The sequence below is a fragment of the Kitasatospora sp. MBT63 genome (assembly GCF_000710465.2).
Lineage (GTDB): Bacteria > Actinomycetota > Actinomycetes > Streptomycetales > Streptomycetaceae > Kitasatospora.
This window is the reverse complement of the sequence record NZ_JAIZ01000234.1, coordinates 1-2954: the sequence shown is the minus strand read 5'-3', so window position 1 is coordinate 2954 and position 2954 is coordinate 1. Positions and strand designations below refer to the sequence as shown.

General features: G+C 77.6%; 3 protein-coding genes. 2 read left to right on the top strand and 1 reads right to left on the bottom strand.

Features of this window, described 5'->3' with window-relative positions:
• Window positions 1–949, top strand: a 949-nt coding sequence (locus AA75_RS15305; RefSeq protein ID WP_033820566.1) for a cyclopropane-fatty-acyl-phospholipid synthase family protein, incomplete at its 5' end; no start/stop codon positions are given.
• Window positions 946–1764 carry a DUF1295 domain-containing protein gene (locus AA75_RS15300; protein WP_033820565.1) on the top strand — a complete coding sequence of 273 codons (819 nt, stop codon included), beginning with the start codon at window positions 946–948 and terminating at the stop codon, window positions 1762–1764. The genes AA75_RS15305 and AA75_RS15300, both read left to right, overlap by 4 nt.
• Before the next feature lie 10 nt (window positions 1765–1774).
• On the opposite strand, the gene AA75_RS49345 is transcribed toward AA75_RS15300, so the two are convergent.
• Window positions 1775–2954, bottom strand: a 1180-nt coding sequence (locus tag AA75_RS49345; RefSeq protein WP_033820564.1) for a hypothetical protein, incomplete at its 5' end; no start/stop codon positions are given.

Genomic DNA, 2954 nt, shown 5'->3' with positions numbered 1-2954 from the left:
CGCCGCCCGGCTCGGCGTCCTCGGCCCGCGGCCCGCCCCGCCGGGCGGCCGGGCGGCGGTCCGCGGCGAGCCGCACAGCCGGGCCCGGGACCGGGCGGTGATCAGCCACCACTACGACCTCTCCAACGAGTTCTACGCGCTGCTGCTCGGCCCCGCTATGGCCTACTCCTGCGCCTACTTCGGCTCCCGGGACACCACCCTCGCCGACGCGCAGACCGCCAAGTTCGACCTGGTCTGCCGCAAACTCGGCCTGCAGCCGGGCATGCGGCTGCTCGACGTCGGCTGCGGCTGGGGCGCGCTCGCCGTGCACGCCGCCCGCCACCACGGCGTCCAGGTCACCGCCGTGACGCTCTCCGCCCGCCAGCACGCCTTCGCCACCGCCCTCGCCGCCGAGGCCGGGCTCGCCGACCGGATCGACGTCCGGCTGCAGGACTACCGCGAGCCGGTGGACGGCCCGTACGACGCGGTCAGCTGCATCGAGATGGGCGAGCACGTCGGCAAGGACGGGTACCCGGCGTTCGCGGCCCGGCTGTTCGAGCTGCTGCGGCCCGAGGGCCGGCTGCTGGTGCAGCAGATGTCCCGCGGCAGCGCGGCACCCGGCGGCGGCGCCTTCATCGAGACGTACATCGCGCCCGACATGCACATGCGGCCGGTCGGCGAGAGCGTCGGACTGCTGGAGTCCGCCGGTCTGGAGGTCCGCCAGGTCGAGGCGCTGCGCGAGCACTACGCCCGGACGCTCGACGCCTGGCACCGGACCCTCCAGGAGCGCCGCGAGGAGGTCGTCGCCCTGGTCGGGGTGGCGGTCCTGCGGCTGTGGCGGCTCTACCTGGTCGGCAGCGCCCAGGCGTTCGCGGAACGCCGGATGGGCGTCGACCAGATCCTCGCCGTCCGCCCGACCCGCGAGGGGCGCAGCGGCGCCCCCGCCACCCCCGCCGCGTGGTACCGGTGAACGGCGCCGCGTTCGCCACCGGCCTGGCCGCTACGGCCGGCGCCGCCCTGGTGGTGATGCTCCTGGCGTTCGCGGCCGGCCTGCGCACCGGCCGTCACCGCGGCGTCGACGTCGCCTGGGGCCTCGGCTTCGCCGCCGTCGCGCTGACCGGCCTCGGCCTGTCCGCCGGGTACGGCGACGCCGGGCGGCGGGCGCTGGTCACCGCGCTGGTGGTGGTCTGGGGACTGCGGCTGTCCGCGCACATCGCCCGCCGCGGCCGGGGCGCCGGCGAGGACCCGCGGTACGCCGCGATGCTCGCCGGGGCCCCGCCCGGCCACGAGCGCCGGTACGCGCTGCGCAAGGTCTACCTGCTGCAGGGCGCCCTGGTCTGGTTCGTCTCGCTGCCCGTGCAGTACGCCCAGTACCTCCCGCAGCGGCTCGGCCCGCTCGCCTGGGCCGGCACCGCGCTCTGGGCGCTCGGCCTGTTCTTCGAAGCGGTCGGCGACCGGCAGCTGGACCGCTTCAGGGCCGACCCGGCCAACCGCGGCCGGGTGCTGGACCGCGGCCTGTGGCGCTACACCCGGCACCCCAACTACTTCGGCGACGCCTGTGTCTGGTGGGGCCTGTTCCTGTTCGCCGCGGGCAGCCCGGCCGGCTGGGCGTTCCTGCCGAGCGTGCTGCTGATGACCTGGCTGCTCGCCTTCGGCAGCGGGAAACCGCTGCTGGAGCGGCAGCTGAGCGCGCACAAACCGGGCTGGGCCGAGTACGCGGCCTGCACCAGCGGCTTCCTGCCGCTGCCGCCGCGGCGGCGGCAGCGGCAGGGCCGGGCCGGCTGACGGCGGGTGGTCAGGACGGCGGGGTGATCCGCGTCCCGTCGTCCAGGGTGGCGACCACCGTCACCGGCTGCCCGGGAGCGCGCCGCACGGCCAGCGTGCCGTCGGGGACGGGCACCTCGAGGCTGCCCTCCGGGCCGCTGACGGAGATCCGGGACACCCGGCGGCTGCCCGCCGCCAGCAGGTAGTCGGACCCGTCGGCCGACCGCCACCAGGCCCGGCCGACCGTGTTCTGGTCGAACCGGCTGCAGCCGCGCCCCTCGGCGACGGCGGTGCGCCGCGCCGGCTCGTCGAGCCGGCCCGCGGGCAGCAGCAGCTCGGTGGCGGCCGAACCGGTACCGGTCCAGCGGTCGGTGCGCAGGCACACCCAGGTGGCGGTGCCGGCCTGCTGCGGCAGGTCCTGGCGGGCGAAGGCCCAGGCGTTCAGCGCCTTCACCCCGGGCCGCAGCTCCGGGACCTCGCAGGCGGTCCGGGCCCAGGTGAGAAGGGCGTCGCTGCCGGTCGCCTCGCGCGGCGCGCGGGCCTCGCCCTGCTGCGGCGGCGGGGTGTACGTCAGATGGGCGGGCAGCAGACCGCCCACGTCGGCGAGCAGGAAGGCGTGCTTCTCCGCGACCGCCCGGGAGGACCGCAACTGCAGCACCGCACCGTCCAGGCAGCGCGCCGAGCCGGCCGAGGGCACCGGCCCGGTGACCCCGTCGACCGGCCGCAGGGCGGCCGCCGGGCCGTCCGGGGCGCGCAGCCGGCGGATCTCGGCGCTCTCCACCCAGGGCGCCAGCAGGAAGCGCGCCCCGGCGCCGTCCCGGTGCAGCACCAGTGCCGCCCCGGTGACCACGTCCGAATCGTCGGCGCGGGCCAGCATCAGACCGCCCAGCGGGCCGTCGGTGAAACGGGCCAGCCGGGCACCGTCGTACAGCACCACCACCGGAGTCCCGTCCACCAGGCCGGCGAACAGCAGCTGCGGGGTGCCCGCGGGCCCCGAGACGTCGGTGCCCGGCTCGATCTGCAGCCGGCCCTCCCGCCACGCGGCCAGCGCCCGGCCGATCAGCGCGTCGTCGCCGAGCCGGTCGCCGCGGGCCGGCCAGGCGGACAGGTCGAGCCGGGCGGTGCGCTGCCACAGGTCGGTGGCGGCCCGCAGCGGACGGGCGGGCGCGTCGGAGCGCACCGCGGCGTCGACGGAGGCCGGCCGCCCGGCG